Source organism: Oligoflexus sp., from assembly GCF_035712445.1.
Taxonomy (GTDB): Bacteria; Bdellovibrionota_B; Oligoflexia; order Oligoflexales; family Oligoflexaceae; genus Oligoflexus.
The window spans coordinates 78,163-101,203 of sequence record NZ_DASTAT010000055.1; the positions used below are offsets into that span (position 1 = coordinate 78,163).

The following is a 23,041-nucleotide window of genomic DNA, read 5'->3' on the forward strand; positions in this document are numbered from 1 at the left end:
ATGCCGCGGAAAGTCTTTCACCATCAAGCTGTCTGGTCCGAAGCCTGCACAGCTGTCCTGCCCTCAAGGCTATAGGACTGCATGTCACCTTTGCCTTTAACCGCGAACACGCCCCGCTCTGCAACCAGGAATTCAGAGCCGAGATACCGCCGCGTGGCCTCGCTGATATGAATCCCATTGATCGTGGCCTGGGCCTGGAATCGAGCGGCTATGTTAACCGTGTCCCCCCAAAGATCATAGATCAAACGTTTCTTGCCGATCACGCCTCCGACCACCGGGCCGGAGTGAAGACCGATGCGAATGTCCAACTGGAAGCCGCGCTCCTGATTATAGGTCCGCAGTTCATCGAGCATGGCCAGAGCCAGACGGGCCATGACCTCCGCATGATCGGTCCTGGGGTCCGGGACACCTGACGCCACCATGTAAGCGTCGCCTATGGTTTTGATTTTTTCCAGCCCGAAGGATTCGATCAGATCATCAAAGCGGGAAAAAAGTTCATTGAGCAGTTCGATCAGATCCCGCGGCGCGAATTCCGAGGCGACCCGCGTGAAATCGACGAGATCAGCAAAGAGGATGGTAGCTTCATCCACATGATCGGCTATGACTTCCTGATTGTTTTTGAGCCGCTCCACGACCGAGGCGGGAAGGATGTTGCAGAGCAGGCGCTCGGCCTTGCGACGCTCGGTCATGGCCAGGACTTTGGCCCGTTCCGCATTGCGATTGAAGATATGAGTCCACGTGACGATATTCAGAGCGGTGAGCGAGGTATTGATGATCCCGAGCCTCGTTAAAATCAGCGGGGAAAGCTGATAAATGGGTTCCACCTTGCGCCAGTTCATGTCGAGATAGATGAAGGTGAAGGCCGCGAGGCAGGCGAAAACGATCTTCAGATGCAGGTGGGTGGGCTGAATCAGAAAGGGCAGCATCAGCGAGAGGCCGAGATAGTACTGAAAACCGGCATCCCAGCCGATAAAAATAACAGCACAGGCCTGATGCGCCACGACTTCACAAAGAGCGAGCGTCGACGTAAGCAGAACATGCCCCCGCTCGTTGAGCCAGAGCAGAAAAAGAAATAACAAGGTGCTCCCGACGTTGAACCAGCCGAGGATGGAGATGTCGAGCATGAAGAAGAGAATAATCCAGGCCCCATGAACCGTGGCACCGAAGAGATAGGCTATCTTGCAAATAAGATAGGCGCGATTGTTCGGACTTCTGTCCTCTGGGGTTTGCCAACGCATCCAGGCGGCTCGACGCCCGCGAGTATCCTCAGGCAAGCTTTGGCTCATGTCATCTTCCTTTGAGTTTTGGCTATGAGTTTAGCATGCTGTTTTCATCCCGTCCTGGGTGAAAAGTGGGAAGGGGCGCGGATGCGGTGGGATCAAGGGCTGAAGGGCTGATGGGGAGGGAACCGCAGTCTGGCTGCGGCTCGTGAACGCGTTGATAACTGGACTTAAGCTTCCGCCTCACTGCCTCGTGAGATCGAGGGTATACTCACAAACCTTCTTTTGCCCGATGAAGGCCGAAAGGGAGCCGTTATATTTTCGGGCAGCCGTTCCGGAAAAACCACCCGTGACTGTGATGCTGAATGCGCTTGAGGCATTGAGATCCGCGACCATGTACTTGACGCCCGTATTCCTGAGGCCCGTATCCTGGGTCGAGATGATAACAGAACCTGCCTTGTAGGTCCGAGTGAAGGACGAAGGTTCTTCATTCGAAATATCCTCGAAACTGGCCAGATCGCCATCAAAATCGGACGATACGCTCCCGGGCGCTGGCGTGCTGACCTTGTAAAGGAGGATGGAGTATGGACTGAGCCACATTTTGAAGTTGCTGCTGTTGATCGCACAGTATTTCCCATTGCCAGCCGCGCCGTTGGCTTCAAGATTGGCAAGCTCCGTGACGGCCCCCGCATAGAATCCTTTGTAATCGGCCATCGCGCTGCCACCGCCGCCCCCCGTGCTGCTGCTTCCGCTCTTGCCGAGAGCCGGCCTGACCGCGGACGCAACTTCCTTCAAAGTTCCTTCACTGGCAAGATAGGCGACCTGAAAGTAGCCGAGGCCGCTGAGTGAAACCTTGAGAAAAGCCCCGACCAAATTCTCCTTGGTCAGTGGTATCAGTCCCGACTTCCAGCCCCTATCATAAATCGTGTAGATCAGGACGAGCTTGCTCGTTGCCATGACAAGGTTCGATGCCCCGATGGTTTCCAAGGGTATGGGCAGCTGAATCGTAAGGGCTTGTCCGATTTCGACCGTGGAGCCAGCGGCAGTCGGCCCTATATAAACCGGCGATCCAGCCTGCACGAGACTGTTGCTGCTCAGTTCATTCAGGATGGCCGCACTCTGATCGGTGGCCTCGCCTATGGAGATTTCCGCATCTATGGCAAGGGCTCCAGGTGGGAATGTGACCTGGGCATCGGCAGCTTTGGAAACGGCGGAAGCCACGAGGATCTGATCAGATCCGCTGGCCGAACTGATAGTGGCTGTCACCACTCCATCCGCTTCTGTGAAGGCGACGTTGCTTGTGGGCCGCTGACTCGTCACGTCCTCGATCGCACTTTCACAAGCCAGGGAAAGGGCCGTGGTCATGATCAATGTCAAAAGATTCCGAACTTTCATAAGATTTCCTCCTTCTTCAATGAATCCCGAGACACCGCATTCAAAAGAGCCAGCCCATACGCAGGAACGTAATATAAGGAAGGGTCTGTTTTCCTATCAACTCGGCGGCATCTTCGACATCCTTTTTGTTTTTGATGTAGTCCTCGGAGGTGACGACGGCTGCTTCACTGGCAGCTGAAACATTGGCGAAGGCTGTTTGCAGTTTTGATTTCGCTCCCGAAGGCATCTGCAGCCCAAGGTCGAATCCAAGCAGGAAGCCTGAATCCCAGCGGGCAAACCAGCCGAGCTGCGGGGTCAGATACGTGGATTCGATTTCAAGCCGCAAGCTGGTCGGAACTGTCAGGGGAACGCCCGATGCATCCACCTCAAGATCCACGGTTCTTTTCCCAACAATACCCTGCTGTCCATAGGCGGCGCCGACAAAGAAGGAGCCCCGGAAGGGAAACCATCGCAGCGTCAGGTCCCAGTTACGAATCTCCAGTTCGGTCTTATCCAGCTCGGTGCCGCTGCGCCCCGCTGATAAGGAAAGGCCCACGAGGTCCGCATAGACCACATCCAAGGCGCCGGTCAAAGGATGAGGCAAACCCAGGGCCACGCTCGGGCCTATACGGAAGTCCCCCAAAAGCCCTTGATTTCCCGCATGCGACGCGACTTCATTCACAGCGGTCTTTTGAGCTTCCGGTTGCGGGCTCGCTTCATCGACAGTGGATTCCGTCGTCTGCTCCTCGGCCCAAAGCGACTGAGGCAAACAGCTGAAACTTGTGAAAAGGGCCCAGGCCTTCCAATTCATAGAACCTCCTTTATGGAAAGAAGAAAAAGAACTATAGTCGCTGCATGACTAGTCCAATGTCGTGGAGATGTGATGTCGGAATCCAAAACTTTCTGCTGGCATGGTTCCCTCTGTCTTTTGGTTGAGGATCAACCACAGTTCGGCGCTTTCCTTCAGCAGGCTGTGGAGCTTGCCTTTCCGGGAATCAAGGTCATCAGATTCATGAGTCTGCGGGAAACTCGAATGTGGCTGGACGCGACCAGGATCTCCTCATCGCTGCAGTTCGCCCTCATCGATCTTGGACTCCCCGACGGTTCCGGCGTGGAACTCATCCGCGAGCTTTCCGCCAGATGGCCCGAGGTTCTGAATGTGGTGGTGACGATTTTTCGAGAGGACTCTTGTCTCTTTGAAGCCATCGCAGCTGGTGCCTTTGGTTATATCCTGAAAGATGAATGCCAGGACCTCATGGTGGATACGCTGCGGCGCCTGCAACGGCGGGAGCCGCCGATTTCCCCTTCGATAGCCCGCCGGCTCCTGGCGCATTTCCAATCGCCCCGCTTGCTGGCGAATCCATCCGTCCATCTCACCGCCCGGGAAAAGCAGACTCTGACTCTCCTCGTGCGCGGCTTCACAGTTGCCGAAGTGGCAAAGCACCTGGCGCTCAGCCCGCAGACTGTGTCGGGCTACGTGAAGATCATCCATCAGAAGCTTCATGTCTCGAATCGAGCCGAGGCGGTGCGGGAAGCGCTGCGCCTCGGCCTTGTATGACCCCTTACGCTTGTCATGCGCGTTCGGAATACCCTGTTGGCTTAAGTTTACTGTTTGCAGGAAGCAAGTCACCCCCGGTTTCGGGGGGGATGCGGGAATTTTCGCAGGGAATGATCAACTGAACGGACGTGCCCTGAGAGGATGATGCGAGCTGAACGCGGCCCCCGAGTTCGGCAATGCGTTTTTGAAGTATGGCCAGCCCGTATCCGCGGGTTTTGCCTTCAAGGATCGACGGCGGTATGCCTTGGCCATCGTCTTCGATGCAGAGTTCGACGAAGGGAGTCATGGTTTTGAGCTTGATCTGAACGCAACTGGCTTTGGCGTGCCGAATGGAATTGCTGATGATCTCGCGGAAGGCGGATCGAAGGGCTTTGTGCTCCCGGTAAGACAGGACCTTATCGAAGATGCTGTCATCGAACGAGGGGGCCCATTCCAGGGCCATGCCCGAAGCGGAAAGCCTTCGGGATGTTTCATAGCGAAGATCAGCCAGGACTTCTCCGAGCGACATGCCATCACCATTCATTTCCCCCACAAGCTCCTTGATATCGGCCATCACCGCCTGCAGGGTCGGCCGTGCGTTGTCATCGCATTGATGAAGGGCGGTGAGCAGCCGCGCCCCCACATCATCGTGCAGGTCCTGGGCCATGCGTTGCCGCTCCTCGAACACGCCCCGATCATAAGCTTTGCGACTGATTTCCGCCTGGGCCATCAGATTCACGATCTGTCGCGCCAGCTGCAGGGCGTCCGGCGAGAATAGCGTTCGCCCCGACGAGGGATAACCCAGTTTCAAAGAAGGCATGTCGCCGATAGCGGGAAGGAGAAGCGTGAGGCCCAGAGCATCGACCTGGACCTCGGACACAGGAGGATCCTGGATCGCAATCTCCAGGGGATCATAAATTCTGCGCAAAAGTTTCTGCCAATTATCCCTTTGGACGTTGGCAGATGGTGCAAAAGCAACAGGCAAAAGGGCTTCCATGAGCTGATGAGCCTTGAGGCTGGACCCGGGCCGCAGTCGGGCACCGATGAAGTCACGAAGCGGCAGATAAAAGAGACCCAGCAGAAAAAACGAAAATCCGAGAGCGGGCAAGCGCTCCCAATCCAAAGCAAAAACCAAGAGTGCGTCGAGTGCCAGAAGAAGACAGGCACCGGCTACATGGAAAAGGAAGCGATAGGCCCAGCGCCCCACCTCAAAAAGCCTGAATCGACTGATTCCCGCAGCAAGACCCAGATAAATGAAGAGAAAGGCGAGAAACGCATAGCCTTGTTCCACCGCTGCATTCCAACCCAGTACGAGGGGAACGGCATTGAAGGCGATGAAAAAGCCCGCGCCCATCATGATCGAAAGCCCCAGCCATGCGAGCGACGCTCGTTCCGCTGGCTTGCCTTTCGTTGCAAAATACTGGGCCACGAGCATACTGCAGATGCCGAGCATCTCGACCAGCGTCAAGAGGTTCACACCGGCCCAGGCCGGCAGGAAATCGCTGATGATTCCGAGCGTCCAGAGTCCAAAGAAGACCAGAACGCCTTTAAAAATGAGATGCCCACGATGGAATCGAAAGGGATGGATCATGAAAAGAGCCAGCATGGAAAGACCGAAGATCGATGCCCCTCCTTCATTCAAAGCGACAAGGGCTCGAAACGCAGCTCCCGGCAAAGCCAGGCCCCGCGTCGTATAAATCGCTGCTGAAAACGTAAAGAGCAGCGTGGCGCCACCGCTCAAAAGAAATAGGCTCGCAGCCTTGTCCCGAGGCCGAAGAGACCATATCCAGGCGGAAATGGTAAAAGCGCCCCCGCCTACGAGCAGCTGAATCCAAAATAAAAGAGGCGATGACGCAAGGGTAGTCTCAGCCAAAGGAAGAGGCTGAGACGATCCATCCCGGATAAGAGCGATCTTTGGATCCTTCAGAAGTTCGTGGAGGATATCCTGCCTTGCGAAAAAACGCCGCAAATCAGCATCGCGACTGATTTCCCCGGGCTCGCCGATCAGATCAAGAGGCTCGACGGCCAATGTTCGTTCACCAGCCTGAAGGATGTCACCGGCTTGAATCTGCACCGCGGGTCTGGTCTCTTGCCTTGCGAACATGATCGCAGCCATGAGCAGGATCATGTTGACGAAAAGCATGAAGGCGAATCGGGAGAAAGGCGAACGCAAGCATCGAACTTCCATGATGAACCCTTGGCATGATTGAAGCTATGTGCGGGTGATTATTACTGCTTCTGTAGGGAACGGCAATCGCTAAGAGTCCAGGTGAAGCCGCACGCGGGAAGACAAACGCCTGAGCAATCATACCCAGTGCACTTCTCCGCACATCGAAAATGTTTTAACTTAATTTTTATCCCACTCTAACGACTGACCTGTTTAAGCTATGTATTTCTGCGTCCATTACTTTATCAGCCTCACAACTTACGACGAGATCAGCTATGCGAAAATTCTCCTGGTTCCTGGCTCTTGGATTCGGCGTCATGGAAAATCAAATGCGAGCAGAGAGCAGCATTCAATACCACTACGGTACGCTCAAGGTGAAGTATGAAAGCTATACGGGAGCTCGCCGATCTTTGGACATGCGGATTCAGGAATTTTCCCTGGTTGATTCCAGCGGAGAATTCGGCGCCGCTCTCTCCAACGCATCCAGCCGGTATGCAGCGGAACAGGGAGCCGTGGCTGAAGAAAAAAGAAAAGTTCGCGAAGGTGAAGCCGCTCCTGGCTCGAAGATCATCAGTTACTCCTGGCAAGAGCGAGCCGCTCAGGAAGGTGATAGCAAACGCTATGGCCTGCGCCTGGGATCCACGGAGAGTGTTTTTTCTCTCGATCCCATCCTCGGCAGTGATACGGATAGGTTTAGTTCGCTGGCCGAATTCTCTTTGATCGGCGCTCTGGATAGCGACGTGCTGTGGCCCGGTGATTTTTTCCTTCTGAAGCATCAACTTTTCTGGGGATTCAGGCTTGGCTTCTTTCGCGACTTTGATATTTATTCTCCGCAAAGGACGAGCGCCATTGATAAGAAAATGGATACGGGTTACCTCTATCTGCCTTTTTCCTATCGTCTTTCCCTGCACCTGCCTTTCGATTTTGTCGGCTATGGCGAAGCAGGCATAGATCCCATCACTCTCGTGCGGCATCAGTTCAGTGATGACAATCAAAAGATACCCCATGACATTGTGCTGACTATGGGAGCGGAATATCGAGCGCTCGAATACCTTGGAATCGGCTGGCGCATGGAAGAGTATAGGGGATCGTCCATGGTTTCGACCAAGTACAAGATCCACAACCCCGAATACACGCAGAAGATGATGACGTTTTACATCAATTTCAGCGGATAGGAAGGCAGCGGTCCCACGATATACATCAAATTCAGCGGATAGGAAGGCGCTTTGAAGAGATAGCCCGGGACGAGCAAACCCATGTGAATGAGTTCAAGAATCTTCTGCAGTCGCTGCAGGCTCGCTAAAGGCGGGTCGACTTGGAACGCACACGAAAGGGCAACAAAGGGCCGCGCAAAATCTTTTGAGCGGCCTTCAGTTCACCGAGCGGATAGAATGTTCCCCGCCATATCACGCCCTGCTGCTGCGTCATGACCCAGGCCGAGCGGATGAAGGTCACGAATTGAATGAGGATGGCAGGAACGAGGAGGAACCCGCGGGTCCACGGTCCGCCCTGCCGATGGCAGTTCAGCATAAAAAGTGCGTGAGACAAAACGCAAGAAGCGAGAAAGAGCATCCCGCTGCTCTGCCAAAGCAGGAAAGATCCCAAGGGCGGCACGAGGAAAATGAGGCTTTGAAACAGCACCGCAGCGGCCAAAAGTCCCCAGGAAAATCGCAGACCGGCAAAGGCATTTTTCTCAAGCCCGCGAATATAGGCCCCAAGCCCTTCATACCAATGGATATGAGCCAGCTTATGCCCCAAAAAGAATCCCGATTTCCCGCCGTGCCGTTTGGCGAGCATTCCTAAAAAAACATCATCGACGATCTCAAGCCGCAGGGCCTTATGCCCACCGCAGCGTTCATAGAGTTCGCGCCTTATCATGTTGAAGGCCCCGATCCCTATGTAATTTTCAAGGCGGCGGGAATCAAAGACATGCTTCGGATTTTGAAAGATGTAGAAAAGAAAAGTCAGCGAAAAAACCACGGCATCCTGCAGAAAATGCTTGCTGATCATCTGTGGCGCGAGGCAGAGGTGATCGAGGCGTTCCGTCTCGGCCACTGTCACCGCCGACCGCACGCAATGCGCTTCCATCATCACATCACCATCACAGAAGATCAGCCATTCGCCGCTGGCGACCGACGCACCGCGATGCAGGGCCCAGCATTTTCCGATCCAGCCTGAGGGCAGCTCTTGATTGTGAATGACCTTCAGTTCAGGATATTCAAGCGCAAGACCATCCAGAATCTCAGACGTCCCATCCACCGAACGGTCATCGACGACGATCAGTTCTTTGCCCGGCCAGTCCTGGCGCAAAAGAGAGCGGACGCTGCCCTCGATGCGGCTGGCCTCGTCCCGCGCTGCCACGATGAGCGAAACGTTCGGACTCGAATTCAGCTGATAATCTGCAGGAAGCTCACGCAGGACGGATTTACGGAAATGCGGTATGCGGGTGATCCAGAACAGCAGAATAAGCACAGCAAGGGCTTCGAGCATAAAGCATTCACTCCGATGTCAGGCCGCTCGTAAGGGGTCACCTCCAGGAGGCGACCCTGCGTTCCATCCCTACTGCGGGGCTTGCAAAAAGCCTGCGAAGTAACTCAGGTAGGAATAGAACAAAGGACAGCTCGCATGACGGTAAGGCTGCGCCGGATCCTGGCTGGCCAGCAGTTCCTGGGAAACAGGCGCCGCCGGATTTTTCTGCAGAATGCGGCCGACCGTGGCCTGAGTCAGACCCACAGGAACAACATCATCATCCACGCAGTGAAAGAAACGGGTCGCCGTGCGCGGCGTCCAGTCACCACGCGGCAGACTGTTGGCGGCGAGCTGCTGCAAAAAAAGTTTCGCATTGCGGGTCTTCGGCTTTTCCAGGGCAAGGTCATCCACAAAGCTGGCTTCAAAGATGGTTTTGGTTTCCGTAGGCAAGGCCGGAGCGATTTCCCCCGCGATGCGATTGCCATCATAAAGGTCGCGGATGAAAGGAACATCCAGAGCGTAAACCTTGTCCAGATTCAAACGCGGCGAGAGCCAGGTTTCATAGGACAGGATAAGGTTATTCAAAAAGATGGAGCTGATCTGGGGCTGCAGCAAAGCCTGGCGGAAGGTGCTGACATCGTAAGGGCCGGCGATGGGAGCCGCAGCGACGACCGTGAATTCCTGCTTTTTATCGCTCTCAAGTCTTTGCAAAAGGGCAAGGGTCGCATATCCCCCTTCTGAATAACCCTTCAGAAAAAGCGGACCAAAGTTCAAAGCCTCAGCCTTCGAAAAGGCCCGCGCCGCCCGCAGAGCATCCAGGCCGTTTTCCTCGTAGGCCTTCGCAAAGAGATAGGCGTTATAAACGCCCGCGGCAGCTCCATAACCAAGGTTATCCGGCACAACCGCCGCAAAACCCTGCGAAGCTTCCCAAAGTCCTTCAAACGGCGCCACTGAAGGAGCCTCGCGGTCCCCGAGCACGGTGTAATGCTGAATGAGAATCCAGGGAAAGACAGGAGCCGGGACATCAGGCACGGCGATCAAAGTTGAAGCCTGGATGGGCTTTGCGGCTTTATCCGGTGTCACCGTTTCATAGACGACTCGATAGAGCTTCACCGCATTGCGGGCCTGCAAACCAAGCGGCGTAAGCTGCGCGTTCAGCTGATCCACGCTCAGCGTGCTGATTTCCTGGGAGTCCACTAACGAGCCCCGCACAGGTTTAGAACAATCCGCCGCTTCCAGAACGGTCGCTGTTATGAGGGCAAGACCCGCCATCCAGAACTTGAATCGTTGAACGAACATGGAATTGATCTCCTTTTAGGGGCGAATGCGTCTATGAAGGCTTTTACAGCCTGAACAGGTTTTGCATCAACATAAAAATACTAGGTCATTATTCTGCCTTCTTTTTTCTGTGAGGCGCTGCACATGGCCAGCAGGCAGGTGATCTTTCATTGTCGCATAGCCACTCATGGAAGCAGGACGAGAAACTTTGTGAGCTGCCACTCTGACATTTTTTTGAGCCGGAATGCTTTTTGCTTAAGGCCCGGAGCTGAATCCAATTCCAGGCACGGAGAATCCATGCAAAAGAATCAGAATATACAAAACGCGACGGTGAGTGATGAAAAAGCGGCCCTGACCACCAATCAGGGGGTTCGCATCGCCGACGATCAAAACTCTTTGAAAGCCGGCCCCCGCGGCCCTACCCTTCTGGAAGACTTCCATCTTCGGGAAAAGATCACCCACTTCGACCATGAACGCATACCCGAACGCATCGTGCATGCGCGCGGCGCCGGAGCCCATGGATACTTTCAAGTCTATAAACCCATGGCCGCCATCTCCAGGGCTGCTTTCCTGCAGGATCCTCAGAAAAAGACACCGGTGTTTGTTCGCTTTTCCACAGTCGCCGGCTCGCGCGGTTCGCCTGATCTTGCCCGTGATGCCCGCGGCTTTGCCGTTAAATTCTACACCGAAGAAGGCATCTTCGACCTTGTCGGGAACAATATGCCGGTGTTCTTCATTCAGGACGCCCTGAAGTTCCCAGACCTCGTACATGCCGTGAAACCCGAGCCGCATACTGAAATACCCCAGGCCTCATCCGCCCATGACACCTTCTGGGATTTTATCTCCCTGATGCCCGAGTCGATGCATATGATCATGTGGGTGATGTCCGATCGCGCGTTGCCCCGCAGCTATCGTATGATGGAAGGCTTCGGCGTTCATACGTTCCGTCTGATCAATGACAAAGGCCAGGCGGTCTTCGTAAAATTTCATTGGAAGCCGCTGCAGGGACTCCACGCCGTTCTTTGGGACGAGGCTCTGAAAATCAATGGCGTCGATCCCGACTTTCACCGTCGCGATCTGTGGGAAGCCATCGAGAAAGGCCAGTTCCCGGAATGGGAGCTTGGCTTTCAGATGATCTCGGAAGCGGATGCGGCCAAACTCGATTTTGATATCCTGGATGCCACCAAAATCATTCCCGAGGAAATGGTTCCAGTGACCCGCGTAGGCAAGCTGGTTCTGAATCGGAATCCCGATAACTTCTTCGCGGAAACCGAGCAGGTGGCTTTCCATCCTGGTCATGTCGTTCCCGGCATCGACTTCAGCAATGATCCCTTGCTGGCTGGCCGCCTTTTTTCTTACACGGATACTCAATTGAGCCGCCTCGGGAGCCCCAACTTTCCCGAGCTTCCGATCAACCGTCCCTTGAATCCTGTGCACAATAATCAGCGTGATGCTCACATGCGGCACACAGTCAACACAGGTCGCGTCGCCTATCAACCGAACTCCCTGGCTGGCGGCTGCCCCTTCCAATCCAAAGCGAGTGAAGGCGGTTTCCAAAGCTTTCCCGAGGGTATGACCGAAGTGAAGTCGCGCGCCCGCGGTCCTAAATTCTTCGATCATTTCAGCCAGGCGCGGCAGTTCTATATCAGTCAGACGACTTTTGAGAGAAAACACATAGCCAAGGCCCTTCAGTTTGAACTCGGCAAGGTGGAAACGACAGCCATCCGCTCGCGTATGCTGGGCCTTCTTTTGCGCGTGGATGAAGACCTCGCCAAAACCGTGGCCAGAGGCCTCGGCTTGAAAGCGGAACCCCTGCCGGACCTGGATGTGAATCACGGTGTTCCAGCCGACGCGAAAGCCGCCGATTACAAGTCCCTGCCGACCCGTTGGGATGTGGCGGAATCCCCTGCGCTGAGCATGTTAAGGCATAAGAACCCCGGCATTGCCAGCATGAAGGTCGCCGTGATCGTGGCGGATGGTTTCGATGAGGGCGCGTACAGCGCGCTTGTGAAAGCCCTGGCTGCCCATAAAGCGGAAGCCAAGGTAGTGGGCGCACACCTTGGAACCATAGCAGCTCATGAAGGTCAGGGCGTTACTGCGGATTTCTCGCTCGAAACCGCCACCTCGGTCCTCTTTGATGCCGTTTTCGTTCCGGGTGGTGAAGCCAGCGTGCGCAAGCTGGAGGTCGAACCCAACGCCCTGCGATTCATTGCCGAAGCCTTCCGCCATTGCAAAGCCATAGGGCTTGCCGGTGAAGCACGCTATCTTTTGGAAGGCGCCGGCCTTCTGCGCATTCTACCTCAGGATGTTCATGAGAAAGCCTTGGACGCGGGGCAGACCATGGAGCTGGATGGACTTTTGCTGGGTGCGGATGGCAGCGCCTTGTGCAAGGACTTTGTGCAGGCGATGCATAGCTATAGGTTCTGGGTACGCGAGGAAAAACGTCAGCCTCCGGTCTGAAATCAAGAAAGGGCAACGGGATGATTCCCGCTGCCGCCTTACTTCAGTGCAGGTGCATCACAATCTTCGTACAGGCCTGCTGCTTATCGCGGAACATTTTATAACCTTCAGGCGCATCATCCAGAGTCATGCGATGGCTGATGACGAACGAAGGATCAATCTGCCCCGCTTGTATGCGTTCCAATAAAGGACGCATGTACTTATGCGTGTGGGTTTGCCCCATTTTAAAATTCAGGCCTTTGTTGAAGGCCATTCCGAAATTGAATTTATCAATAAGACCTATGTAGACGCCCGGGACCGATACAACACCACCCTTGCGGCAACTGCGAATGGCCTGCCGAAGCGCGTGGGCACGATCCGGCTGGACGCGAAAAATCGCTTTGGCCGAGTCCATGAGTGCATCGATCGTATGGCCTTCGGCCTCCATGCCGACCGCATCAATACAAGCATCTGGACCTTGTCCACCCGTAGCTTCCTGGAGATACTCGTAGACGTCTTCGTTTTCATAATTGATGACCTCCGCTCCGGCCTCGCGTGCGAGCGCAAGGCGTTCTGGAAAACGGTCGATCGCAAAAACGCGTTCAGCCCCCAGCATGAATGCGCTGCGAATGGCAAACTGCCCGACGGGGCCCGCACCCCACACAGCCACGACGTGGCCAGGTTCGATATCGCAGTTTTCCGCGGCCATATACCCGGTTGGGAAAATATCGGAAAGAAAGAGCACCTGCTCATCGCTCAGATCATCGGGCACCACCAAGGGGCCGACGTCCGCAAAGGGCACGCGCACATACTCGGCCTGGCCGCCGGCATAACCGCCACACATATGCGTGTAACCAAAAAGCGCCGAGCAGGCCTGTCCCGTGCCCGCTTCCGAAAGCCCCGGATTGGGATTGGAGTTATCACAGGCGGAAAACATTTTGCGCTCACAGAAATAGCAGTTGCCGCAGGCTATATTGAAGGGCACCACGACCCGGTCGCCGATCTGCAGATTTTTAACGGCCGGTCCGAGTTCAACGACCTCGCCCATAAATTCATGACCGAGGATATCGCCCTTCATCAGCGTCGGCACCTTGCCTCCATAAAGATGAAGGTCCGAGCCGCAGATCGCTGTGCTGGTGACGCGGATGATCGCATCGCGCGGATTCAGAATCCGTGGATCAGGCACCCGCTCGACAGCGACAGTATTGGTTCCTTGCCAGCACAAAGCTTTCATAGCGATGCCTCCACAGCAGGCGTCAGATCCGGAACGTCCTTGTGCATTTTTTCCTGCACGGTCTCGGTGATGGTTTCCACAGCATGACCGACCGCACTGCGGCGACCGTGAGGCTGGCCTTCAATCGTGGGCACCTCGCCGGTTTCCAAAAGCGCTTTCAAACGGCGCAATTCGCCATCCAGGGCCTGCTTCATGCCGGCGATGCGCAGACGGCCGCCTTTGAATTCACTGCTGTCCTGGCTTGATGGCGAGGCGTAAAGAAAGGTGCGCTTGCCATCATGCGATTCCTTCAGCCGCAGATCCCAGAGCTGATCACCCGCGCGGATGGGAAAGAGCGTGGAGTCGGAATTCTGCCAGACCGGATCATTCTCACCCAGGATGGACCGCACCTCGTCGAGGGATTTATTGATCACGATCGACTTCTCAAAATTCAGGGGCAAACGTCCGGGTGAATCCTGCAGCGTGCTTTTGCCCATTTTTTCATACACGGGACAATAACCAGTCAGACCTCGATAGAGCAGGCCAGCGCCGCCGACGCCCTGCGTCAGACGACTGAAGGTGCCGCGCTTTCTGCCGAATAAGCTTCTGAAAAGAGCTGTGGATCCCAAGGCGATGGAGGCGAAGCGCTCCGTATTCGAAACATTGTGATGCATGGGCTTACTCCCTTGAAAATTAACAAAGTTCGCGCGGGTCAGGCCGCTCGCCGCGGAACCAGGCCTGTTATACTGAGCCTGCATGCCTGCCCCTAAAGGCTCTGGCAAAAGCCGGGCCAGCGTTCCCTGCACCTTGTTTTTAAAAGCCCCTGCAATGACCGAGTCCCGACCGGCCATCAGCGCTTCAAAGCCAGCCCGTGCAACATCGCGTGGGTCATCCTTCTTCTCGGAACCGACCTTGGTATCCTCCATGCCCGCGCGCGCGAAAAACGCAGTCTCCGTGGCTCCGGGCAGGAGTGAAGTCACAGTCACGCCGGTATCTTTCAGTTCGTAGCGAATGGCCTCGGCGAAGGATTGCAGAAAAGCCTTCGACGCGGCATAGACGGCCAAATAAGGGCCGGGACTGGTGGCGGCAATGGATGACGTGAAAAGGATGCGGCCCTGTCCACGAGCCTTCATGCCGGGAATCAATCGTTTCGCCAGATGAACTGCCGAGACAACATTCAAATGGATGAGGTTTATTTCGGCACGCAGATCCGTATCGCTAAAAGCTCCTGAGACGCCGACGCCGGCATTGATCGCGGCAGCATCCACGGGTCGTCCCAGCTCTTCGATGACCTGCATGAGAGTCTCGACGCCTTCATACGATGCAAGATCCACCTGTATGCCTTTGATGAACGCATCGTTGCCGTTGAATGATCGTTCGGCATCGAAGATCCCCGGATCTTCAGCGGCGAGTAAGAGATCAAAGCCATGCTGATGGAATTCCCGAGCCAATTCAAAGCCGATGCCACTGGATGCTCCAGTAATGACGGCGAACGGTCTCTGCGTATTTTTTTCCAAAATTCTGCCCTCCTGCCTGACGGGATCGTCAGGAGGATGGTGCATAAATCTTGCCAAAATCGCGGGGATTTACTCGGGTTTTTTGCGACAGCGAACAATGCCGCTATCAACGAATCCACGGGTTTCAGGGGAACGGAAGATCAATCCTTCCACATGCGGAGCCGGATCAGCCAGCACCGCGAGGCACTGATCCAAAGTCTTGAGCGCGGGGAGAACGAGGACTTTCGGAGAAATAAATGCGCGGGGCAGAAGCGCGTAACGTTCGCCATAGGTGCGCGCGTCGAGCAGCTGATCCTCATGCTTCAGAAAATCGAAAACGAAAAGTCTGTCATCGGCTTTCAGCCATTCGGCATCGATGACATTCCAGCCTTTGTTCGGGGCGAAGATGCGCATCACTTCCCGCAGGGTATCCGGTGGCAGCACCTTGCGATGCGGCTGGCCCTGGCGGTTGAACACCACGGCATCACCAGCATTCTCGCTCGGAATATGAATCTGCGCGCGATGGCCGTGGATTTTGACCTGCCCCCACCAGCCGCGATCCAGAATGCGCTGGATGGCATCCCGCGAAGGCGCGATTTCCGTTTTGGGATGGATGGGGCGTATATGTTTTGGGCCGCTGACCATGTGCCTGCCACCGCTGAAGATCGTCGAATCAAAAATGCCAGGCAACATCCGCGTCCCGCTTTTTCCCAGTCGTCACTCATTCATCGAGCGACCATTACTACACGGGTTGTGCGGGCCTGACAACTGCTCTAGCGTACGTAATTTCTTAATTTCAGATGTCTAATAATCTCACGAAGTTCCTCGGCGCTCTTCACGTGACGGCGTGCCAGCTCCGCAGCACCGGAACGCGCTTTCATGGCCATGGGCTTGAAGAGATTTTCCAGAACTTCCGGGGGCAGAGTTTGCAGAGCTGCGACGACAGCGTCGTAGTTGGCTTCCAGAACGGCCTCATTGAAGCGAATGCTGCCAAAATCCCGAACGACGAGATCCTGAGCGGCGCGTTCGCCCCAGCGCTCTGTAAATTCCTCCACGTCCTCTTCACTGATACCGGCACTGGCATCCTGCACGACATACATGGCCATCGTTTCGACGCCTTGTATTTTAAAGCCGCTGCCTTCGCCGGTGAATAAACGCCGCGCATACTCTTCGGCTGCGTAATTGAGGATGGTGTTCTTATGGACGGTGGCTTCACCTTCATAAAACTTCGCCTGATCCTGCGCCGCACGGAACGCATCGACAGCTTCGGCGACGTCATCAGGAGGGGTCATGACGTTATCAGCCTGCCTGGTCGGCACCCGCGATTTTTTGGTCTTAAAAGGATCTTTCGCTGCAGATCCCTTGGGCGACGTGGATTTGGCCTCTGCTGCCGCACTGGTTCGCGCTTTGGTCGCTCGGGATTTACCCGCGGCCTTGGCCGGTGACGATCCTGTCTTTTTTCCCTTGCTAGGAGCCATGAAACACCTCCTCAGCCCTTATCGACTGGCCGGCGCGGGGGTTTAGGCAATTTTTTCCCAGTCTGAACGAGGGCATCCAGAGCTTTTTGACAGTCGGAAAGCGAAACCGCCGCGGCATCCATGTCCTGCCAGAGGTCGCCCCATTTTGCGAGACGCTTTGGCAATGTCGTGATGGTAAAGATTCCCGGATCCAGCCCGGCTTTGACCTCGGTCCAGCGCAGCGGGGTCGAGACCGTGGCCTTGGGTTTCGGGCGAACGGAATAGACGGCGGCCATGGTCTGGCCTATGCGATTCTGCAGATAGTCGAGATAAATTTTGTTCGCGCGGCGCTCGGGAGACCTTTCCAGGCTTGTCGTATCGGGATGCAGGCGGTGGACTTCCTCGGAAAATTTTTGGGCGAAGAGGCGGGCCTCATCAAAACTGGAGGCATCCTTGATCGGCACATAGATATGCAGGCCGCGGGAACCGGAGGTTTTGCAGTAGCCCGGGGCCTTCAGCTTATCGAGCAATTTTTTGATGGTGCGCGCGACCTCGATCACCGCATCAAAAGGAATTTTTCCAGGATCAAGATCAAACACTATAAAATCAGGGGAATTGATGGCCGAAACCCGGGACAGCCAGGTATTGATTTCAATGCAGCCCATGTTCGCGAGGAACAAAAGATCAGCTTCCGTTTGGCAAAGGGCATAGGTCACCGTTTTTCCCGAGCGTCCCGAGCCGATCGTCGCCGTTTCCATCCAGCCCGGCACCGCACCTGACACTTCCTTTTGAAAAAAGCTGGTGCCGTTTATGCCATTGGGATGACGGTTCAGGGACTGCGGTCTATCTCTGAGATGGGGCAGCATGAACTTTGCGACATTTTTATAGTAATCGAGCAGCTGGCCTTTGGTGATTTTTTCCTGCGGCCAGTAAATCTTTTCAAGGTTGGTGAGCGCCACCTGCTGCCGTGCTCCGGGCCTTGCGGTCCGGCCTAAAACTTCATGACGGGAACCTGGCATCGCTTCTTTCTCGTGCACAGCCTCCCTTTGCGGACGGGCTTCGCGATGACCCCGCGCGGTCCGCGGCAGGTTTTTGCCGTGATATGTTTCATCGGCAAGTCTTTGCAACACACCAATCGTCGATTCCGATTCGTCCGCACTGTCTTCGAAGCGGAGATCATCACAGATCAGCTGCAGGTCCTGGATGGCGCTTAAACGGTCCTTCAGCTTCAGACCGGCCAGATCATATCCATCAACATGGAGAATGTCATAGATATAAAAGGCGTGTCGCAGTTCAGCCTTGGCCGCAGCGCGACCGCGACGTCGGGGCTCGCCGCCCTCGTTCAGGGGAACCACCAGCCCATCGAGCAGCAAAGGTCCCTCAAGGCCTTTCAGAGCCTTTAAAAGCCGGGGGAAACGCTTGCTGAGGGACAGTCCGGTTTTCGCGGTCAGACCGATATCCCCGTCCTCATCCACACGCAAAAGAGCCCGGTATCCATCATAGAGGGGAAAGGTCACCGTGTTCTTCAGATCCGGCAGAGCTGCTGCAGGTTTCCAGGCGATGGGTTTTCCCGTCGCTAAAGAGGCCGCTTCGGCCTTTTTCTGAAGGGCTGGAGCCAGTTTTTTCCGCTTGAGACTGGGAGTTTTCGAACGAACAGGTTTGTCCTTCTTCTTCTCCTCCACCTTCATTGTCTTCTTCTGCGAACCCCAGATCTTTCCTTCTGAAGGCGCCAGGGCTGCGATCTCTCCCATGGTGCGGCCACTGCGGACGGAACGATCAGCGTGGGTGATCTCGCTGCGACTGGCCATCGCATCATGTTTTTTTACAAGTAGCCAGTTATCCCCATCACTCTTCGCCAATCGAATCAAAGCAAACTCCCCCTTGAGCTTGCTGCCTTCCATGATGAAGGTGATATGTCCCTTTTCAAGTCCGCGCCGTAAAGCATCCTCATCATTTTGCGCCGGATACTCCACGGCCCGCGCCCTATAGGTGCCTTCATCCCAGATCATGACCACCCCGGCTCCATAGTTGCCGGGCGGAATCACGCCCTCAAAATCGTTATACTCGATGGGGTGATCTTCCACCTGAACCGCCAGGCGTCGCTCCATGGGATCCAGGCTCGGCCCTTTGGGAACCGCCCAGCTTTTCATGGTGCCATCCATTTCAAGGCGCAGATCATAGTGCCTGCGCGAAGCCTCGTGCAGCTGAACCACAAAACGCAGGGCCGGGCTCGCCTTCTTGCTGGACTTTGATCCATCCGGCTCGGGCGTGCTCTTGAAGTTGCGTTTATTGCGGTACTGCTGAAGGCCCATGCGATCCTTTCAGGCGCTTTTTTTCCGCGTCCTGGGCTTGGCTTTCTTTTTGACTTTGATGGTCTTTTTGGTTTTGGCTTTTTTGGCTTTGGTCACTTTCTTTTCTTTCAGCGCCGGCTGCCAGGCATCCACGCTTCGCTCGGGCAGGATTCCCTCCTGCTTCAGCAGCGTGATCATACTGAGCGCATTCAAAGGCGCTGTTTCCTTCACATCATTGTCAAAGTATGCGAAGACCGTGCGCGGCATCGGCGTCGGCTGTCCTGGAACCACCAGGGCCGCATCCTCAGGTTGCGATCCCAGCGACCAGGTCTTGATGCGCTGCCCCCAGTATTCCAGGCTTTTTTTCGTATATCCGTTCGGATATTTCACTTCATCCGCATGCAGGCGAAGATACATGAAATCCGTGGTGACATCCTCGATCAAGGGCCAGCGTCCCGCGGTATCACCAACGACGATCGCGATCCCATACTGCTTTGCGAGTTCCACGAAAAGCGGATCACGAAAACTCGGATGCCGACCTTCCACAGCATGCCGCAGGCGGTGATTCTCCTGCACATCCAGAAAGGTGCGGCCATCAAGCCAGGAGGAATGCCCCTGCCCCATCGCGGCCGCCGTCTTCATATCATGCGGCAGAGCGGCAAAGAAAGGTTCGAAGCGTTCCCTGGTGAAGGGCATAGTGGGGGGGAATTGCCAAAGGATGCAGCCCAATTTTTCCCGCAGAGCAAGGATGCCTGATGCGAGAAAATTATTCAGAGGCGTTTGAAAATCCTTCAAACGCCGCTCGTGGGTGATGTACTTGGGACCTTTCAGCGAAAAATTAAAATCCGCGGGAGTCTCGGCATACCAGCCAAGGTAAGACGTCGGTCGAAAAAGGGAATAGAAGGTGCCGTTGACTTCGATGGTATGAATGCGGCGGCTCGCATGAGCCAGCTCATCTTTCTGCTTCAAGCCTTCCGGATAAAAGCTGCCCCGCCAACCATCAAAGGACCACCCTGCCATGCCTACGAAAATCGAAAACATATCTCAAGCCTCCTGCTCATTTATCGGGGAGGAAGGGCAAAGCATGAGGCTGGGGTTTTGACAGCAAGACTTTTCATTTTCATGCTTATTCTGCCGATACTTCTGAGGCCCAGACAAAGGAAAAGAGCGTGTCGTTCATCAAAGCCGCAGAACAATCAGGATCCATCCCTAAGCTCCTTAGGCTCTTGGGACTTCTGCTCGTTTTTTCGCTTCCTTTGATGAACAGTCCAGCCTTTGCGGGCCAGCATGTGACGGCCAAGGCTGGAGAATTGGATGCCAGCGCCTGGGACCCCGATCAGATTTATACGCTTTATGGAGAATGGTATTTCGTTGGCAACGAACTGCTCGCGCCCGATGATTTCTTGCGTCGACAAAGGGAGGGGGATCGTCTACCCACCACGCGCATAGGTCTTTCCATGCAGCAGAGCGCTCCCGATCGCCTGAAGAGTGAGCGCGGCTACGGAACTTACATCCTGCGCCTCAAAAACCTGCCCCCGGCTCAAATATTTGCGATAGCGGAAACGGCGGCTTATGTCAGCGCCCGTATCTATGTCTTCGACAGCGAGGGTCGAGGCGGCCAAGCCCCCGTGGAAAATCTGGGGCATGTCGCGGAGGATGCCGCTCAGTCCAAATCCGAGCTATCCCAGCGGCAGGTCATACCCTTTCTCACGGCGGCCCAGGGTGATACCTACCTCATGATTCAAGTCGCCAATCACGTCCATGCCTGGGGCGGACTCTGGTATCCCCCGACTATTGGCTATGCAGCACCTGTGATGAATTCCGTGAACTCAGCGCTCAAGAGCAACTCGGTCGCGTTCGGTGTGATGCTCTTCATCGGCTTTTACAATCTGATGTTCTTTTTCTATAGACCGAAGGATAAAGGCAGCCTCTATCTGACTTTTATCGCGGCCACTCTCCTGGCGCGCACCTGGATCTTCAATCATTATGGTCTCGATTATTTCGGGGATGGCTACTGGGGACTTCAGCTCTCCTTCAAGATCATTTACATCACTCTTTTCACCTTGCCCTGGGCCGCCTTCTGTTCGGTGCGCGGTTTCTTCCCCAAACTCGCTGCGTCCTGGATGACGCAACTCGTTTCCAAAGTGAGTTTGATCGGTATCCTTTTCGTGCTCCTGACCCCTTCTCACATTTTTGGAGCGGTGGGCAACGTCCTCTTTATCACGGGAATCCTTCTGGGATTTTTCTCAGGCTATCTGGCCTTGCGAGCTGTCCTCGCCGGGGAACCGGACGCTCGCATCGTGCTCTTCGGGATCAGCGCGATCGTCATCGCCTCTCTTTTTGAACTACTCAATGCCCTGAATTTCATCCAGTTTGGCCGTAACGGGATGACCTTCGGCATGGCGATCTTCGCCGCCTGCCAAAGCCAGATCATCAGCAAGCAATTCGCCCAGGCGCTGAACCGTTCCGAACATCTCAGCGCCGAACTGCATACGGAAGTGCAAAGGCAAACGCGTGATATACGCTCCCTGCTCGACAACCTGAACCAGGGCATCTTCACCCTGACAGCCGGGTCACAGAAAATCGGTTCGCTTTTTTCCGCCTCTCTTCGCACGATCATCGGCCGCGATCACATTGAGGGCGCAACGATCAAAGAGCTGCTGCTGGATCGAAGTGATCTGAAGCCGGATCACAAGGCGCGCATGGAGTCGGCCCTGGCCGCATCGCTCGGCGAAGATCGGATCGCCTTCGAACTGAATGCGTCCAACCTCGTGCAGGAATTCAGCTATTCCAACGAAGCGACAGGAAAAACCCAGCAGCTCGAACTCGATTGGGCGCCGATTCATGATCAAGCGGACAGGGTTGAACAGATTCTGATTTCCGTGCGGGACGTGAGCGAAATTCGCGAGTTGAAAAAACAGGCCCGTCAGCGTCAGGAGGATATTGAAATCCTGCAGGAGCTGGTCGATGTCGCCGAGGATCGCTTCATCCGCTTCCTGCAGAAGGCCCAGGATTTTTTGAACGACAATCAGCGCATCATCGCTGAACCCTATAAGTCCGAGGCCCTGCAGAGCCTCTTCATCAATATGCATACGCTCAAAGGCATAGCGCGTTCCTACCACTTCACGCACCTGGCCCATGTCGTTCACCTCGCCGAGGAGACACTCAGCGAGATTCGACAGGGACGTCAGGATTGGGACCCTTTGAAACTGGAAGACGACCGGCGGAACGTGGCCAGCGTCTGCGAGCACTACGGGAAAATCGCCCGTGAAAAGCTCGGCTGGACGACCTCGGGTGCGACCCTGCGCCTTAAAAAGCAGCAGATCGAAGGCATGATCAGCTACATTCAAAAAGCGGCTCTTTCGCTCTCCCGCGATGAGTCGCGTTTGCAATTGGCCGCCTTGGAAAAAACGCTTTTGGAAATCCGCTATCATCCCCTGCCCCTGGTCCTTGACGAAGCCTCGCGGGGACTGGATTCCCTGGCCCGAAGCATTGGGAAGCTGCCGCCGACGCTTCACGTCACAGCCGATGACGTCATCCTTTTGGAAGGCAGCGCTGCGACACTCCACGGAGTTTTCACCCATCTTCTGCGCAATAGCCTGGATCACGGCTTGGAAGAACCGGCCCAGCGGGAAGCGGCGGGCAAAGCACGGCACGGTATCATTCGCATCGAGACCCGGGTGACGGATGATGAACTGCACATTTTTTATGAAGACGACGGCCGCGGCCTTGATCTTTTGGATTTGGAGCGCCGGGCTGCGGATTCTTCCGTCTTGAACAATGATGAGGCGCGTGCCCAGCTCATGTTCGTTCCGGGCCTGAGCACCAAAAACCAAAGCACCGAGCTGTCCGGTCGCGGTGTGGGTATGGATGCGGTACGCTCCCTGCTGCAAAGCCTCGGCGGGGATATCCGCATCGAGCTTCTGGGTGCGGCTGCTCATGGGCGCAGAAACTTCCGTCTTATCCTGCGTATACCTGCCCAGTGCCTGGTGCAGCCAGCCCTTCTGGTTCCTGAAGATATACGATTGCGAAACAGTTCCGGATTCTGATCATCACCCTCGCATCCTCTCCGATATCAAATTATGACGTTTGGGAGGTGG

Annotated in this window: 16 protein-coding genes; 4 read left to right on the forward strand and 12 right to left on the reverse strand. The window is 55.3% G+C overall.

All coding sequences use genetic code 11. The features are described 5' to 3' along the window. Positions 1 to 23 precede the first annotated feature (23 nt). From VFO10_RS11340 to VFO10_RS11350, 3 genes are all read right to left on the reverse strand, one after another. Positions 24 to 1,286 (reverse strand): adenylate/guanylate cyclase domain-containing protein, encoded by a 1,263-nt coding sequence (locus VFO10_RS11340; protein WP_325140110.1) that lies wholly within the window; start codon positions 1,284 to 1,286, stop codon positions 24 to 26. A 177-nt stretch (positions 1,287 to 1,463) separates the two neighbouring features. Next, entirely contained in the window at positions 1,464 to 2,615 is a 1,152-nt protein-coding gene (locus tag VFO10_RS11345; RefSeq protein ID WP_325140112.1) for a hypothetical protein, read from the reverse strand. A 40-nt stretch (positions 2,616 to 2,655) separates the two neighbouring features. Further along, positions 2,656 to 3,405 carry a hypothetical protein gene (locus VFO10_RS11350; protein ID WP_325140114.1) on the reverse strand — a complete coding sequence of 250 codons (750 nt, stop codon included), beginning with the start codon at positions 3,403 to 3,405 and terminating at the stop codon, positions 2,656 to 2,658. A 72-nt stretch (positions 3,406 to 3,477) separates the two neighbouring features. Here VFO10_RS11350 and VFO10_RS11355 point away from each other — a divergent pair, with 72 nt between their 5' ends. After that, complete coding sequence (locus VFO10_RS11355; protein ID WP_325140115.1) at positions 3,478 to 4,152, forward strand: response regulator transcription factor; 675 nt, start codon at positions 3,478 to 3,480, stop codon at positions 4,150 to 4,152. Positions 4,153 to 4,165: 13 nt separating this feature from the next. On the opposite strand, the gene VFO10_RS11360 is transcribed toward VFO10_RS11355, so the two are convergent. Beyond that, entirely contained in the window at positions 4,166 to 6,319 is a 2,154-nt protein-coding gene (locus VFO10_RS11360; RefSeq protein ID WP_325140117.1) for an ATP-binding protein, read from the reverse strand. A 254-nt stretch (positions 6,320 to 6,573) separates the two neighbouring features. On the opposite strand from VFO10_RS11360, the gene VFO10_RS11365 reads away from it, so the two are divergent. Next, the gene (locus VFO10_RS11365; RefSeq protein WP_325140119.1) at positions 6,574 to 7,473 is read left to right on the forward strand and encodes a hypothetical protein; all 900 of its coding nucleotides are present in this window, start codon (positions 6,574 to 6,576) and stop codon (positions 7,471 to 7,473) included. Between the two features lie 124 nt (positions 7,474 to 7,597). On the opposite strand, the gene VFO10_RS11370 is transcribed toward VFO10_RS11365, so the two are convergent. Together VFO10_RS11370 and VFO10_RS11375 are read right to left on the reverse strand one after the other, a co-directional pair. Further along, complete coding sequence (locus VFO10_RS11370; protein ID WP_325140121.1) at positions 7,598 to 8,788, reverse strand: glycosyltransferase family 2 protein; 1,191 nt, start codon at positions 8,786 to 8,788, stop codon at positions 7,598 to 7,600. Positions 8,789 to 8,857: 69 nt separating this feature from the next. Then, positions 8,858 to 10,066, reverse strand: a complete 1,209-nt coding sequence (locus tag VFO10_RS11375; protein ID WP_325140123.1) for a hypothetical protein — start codon at positions 10,064 to 10,066, stop codon at positions 8,858 to 8,860. 276 nt (positions 10,067 to 10,342) lie between these two features. Here VFO10_RS11375 and VFO10_RS11380 point away from each other — a divergent pair, with 276 nt between their 5' ends. Next, entirely contained in the window at positions 10,343 to 12,505 is a 2,163-nt protein-coding gene (locus VFO10_RS11380; RefSeq protein ID WP_325140125.1) for a catalase, read from the forward strand. A gap of 43 nt (positions 12,506 to 12,548) precedes the next feature. Here the strand turns inward: VFO10_RS11380 and VFO10_RS11385 are convergent, their stop codons facing one another. The 6 genes from VFO10_RS11385 to VFO10_RS11410 form a co-directional block, all read right to left on the reverse strand. Beyond that, positions 12,549 to 13,718 carry a zinc-dependent alcohol dehydrogenase gene (locus VFO10_RS11385; protein WP_325140127.1) on the reverse strand — a complete coding sequence of 390 codons (1,170 nt, stop codon included), beginning with the start codon at positions 13,716 to 13,718 and terminating at the stop codon, positions 12,549 to 12,551. Further along, on the reverse strand, positions 13,715 to 15,214 hold the full coding sequence (locus VFO10_RS11390; RefSeq protein WP_325140129.1) for an SDR family NAD(P)-dependent oxidoreductase: 1,500 nt from the start codon (positions 15,212 to 15,214) through the stop codon (positions 13,715 to 13,717). Before VFO10_RS11390 ends, VFO10_RS11385 begins: the two co-directional genes overlap by 4 nt. A gap of 69 nt (positions 15,215 to 15,283) precedes the next feature. After that, positions 15,284 to 15,838 (reverse strand): hypothetical protein, encoded by a 555-nt coding sequence (locus VFO10_RS11395; RefSeq protein ID WP_325140131.1) that lies wholly within the window; start codon positions 15,836 to 15,838, stop codon positions 15,284 to 15,286. Between the two features lie 128 nt (positions 15,839 to 15,966). Continuing rightward, complete coding sequence (locus VFO10_RS11400; protein ID WP_325140133.1) at positions 15,967 to 16,671, reverse strand: hypothetical protein; 705 nt, start codon at positions 16,669 to 16,671, stop codon at positions 15,967 to 15,969. A gap of 11 nt (positions 16,672 to 16,682) precedes the next feature. After that, positions 16,683 to 18,962 (reverse strand): non-homologous end-joining DNA ligase, encoded by a 2,280-nt coding sequence (ligD, locus tag VFO10_RS11405; protein ID WP_325140135.1) that lies wholly within the window; start codon positions 18,960 to 18,962, stop codon positions 16,683 to 16,685. A 9-nt stretch (positions 18,963 to 18,971) separates the two neighbouring features. Further along, a complete protein-coding gene (locus VFO10_RS11410) occupies positions 18,972 to 19,982 on the reverse strand; it encodes a DUF72 domain-containing protein (protein ID WP_325140137.1) in 1,011 nt (336 codons plus the stop codon). Positions 19,983 to 20,110: 128 nt separating this feature from the next. On the opposite strand from VFO10_RS11410, the gene VFO10_RS11415 reads away from it, so the two are divergent. After that, positions 20,111 to 22,990: a 7TM diverse intracellular signaling domain-containing protein gene (locus VFO10_RS11415; protein ID WP_325140139.1), complete on the forward strand. Its 2,880-nt coding sequence runs from the start codon at positions 20,111 to 20,113 to the stop codon at positions 22,988 to 22,990. Positions 22,991 to 23,041 lie beyond the last annotated feature (51 nt).